The 1,265-nt window shown below is 54.9% G+C and carries 1 protein-coding gene; it reads left to right on the top strand.

Annotated features, from left to right (window positions below; translation table 11 throughout):
- Window positions 1–250 precede the first annotated feature (250 nt).
- A complete protein-coding gene (locus GHO03_RS24470) occupies window positions 251–1,246 on the top strand; it encodes an IS110 family transposase (RefSeq protein WP_153400687.1) in 996 nt (331 codons plus the stop codon).
- Window positions 1,247–1,265 lie beyond the last annotated feature (19 nt).

Here is a 1,265-nt window from a genome sequence, read left to right as displayed (position 1 = left end):
GCTTGTATGTTTTCCCGGTGCCCAAGAAAATGCCGGGGCGTGTACAAAAAGCGTTTCGGGGAGGCCGATAGCTGCTTAAGGCAGGATTTGCTCCTGACCTTGTCTGTAGAGAGGCCCCCCGCCTCATTGCCTACCACGAAGAGTAACCAGAAGCCGACAAGTCGGACTTCGTATTACAAGGTTGTGATGGCATGAAGTGCGAGGTCGGGGAACCGGAAGCATTCTACTTTTTTTCGTTGAGGTGGAACACATGGCTCTCGTCGTTGGTGTAGATATTGGCTCTCGAACTGCGCCTATGGCGTGGCGTAAAGATGGAAACGTCGTTGGAAACTGGACCATCGAACAGAGCGCCAAAGGCCACTCATTGGCGGTGAAAAAGTTGCTCAGCCTGAAGCCGGAGCTGATCGTCATGGAGGCCACCGGCGTCTATTACCTGGACTTGGCCGTCAAGCTGACCAACGCCGGCTTACCCGTGGCGGTGATCAACCCGAAAAGTGCACATAACTTTGCCAAGATCATGCTGGCTAACAGCAAAACCGACAAAATCGATGCTCAATTGCTGGCCGAGTATGCCGAGCGTATGACGCCGCGGGTATGGACTGCGCCAACCGCGCAAATGCTGGAACTGCGTGCCTTGGGACGACATTTGAACCGCCTGACCGGCCGCCGCACGCAGGCCAAAAATGAGTTGCACGCACTCAAGGCAACCGAAAGTACGTCGTCGATGCTGATCGAGGACGAAGAGGATGCCATCGACGCCTTGGACAAGCGCATTGAGCGCTTCCGCAAGGCCGCACTTGAACTGATTCTCGAAAGCCCGAACCTGAGCAGAAGCTACAAATGCATGATTGCAGGGCCTGGCATCGGAGAGGCTTCGGCTATTGCGATGCTGGCCGAGTTGGTGACCTTGCCGTCGACGTTGAAATCGAACCAGGTGAGCCGCTATGCAGGATTGGACGTGCGTCTGACGCAGTCAGGAACGAGTTTGAACAAGCCTGGCCGGATGAGTAAGGCCGGGAATGCCTACTTGCGCGCGGCGACGTTCATGCCCGCATTGAGCGCGCTGCGTTGTGACCCCATTGTTAAGGCGTTCTATGAAGGACTGGTCGGCCGAGGTAAGAAGAAGATGCAGGCAATTGGGGCAATCATGCGCAAATATCTGACAGGTATTTGGGCATGCATCCGCAGCGGTGAGCCTTTTGATACGGCCAAGCTTTTCGATGAAAAACACCTATCGAAAGCTTGACCTGCAACAGAGTATCTAC

This window comes from Pseudomonas sp. FSL R10-1339, from assembly GCF_009600545.1.
Taxonomy (GTDB): domain Bacteria; phylum Pseudomonadota; class Gammaproteobacteria; order Pseudomonadales; family Pseudomonadaceae; genus Aquipseudomonas; species Aquipseudomonas bubulae.
This window is presented reverse-complemented; position numbering and strand designations above follow the sequence as displayed.

What these genes read in the sequence shown, in the direction of transcription:
- GHO03_RS24470 (WP_153400687.1), top strand. Translation starts at nt 251, where the DNA reads ATGGCTCTCGTCGTTGGTGTAGATATTGGCTCTCGAACTGCGCCTATG.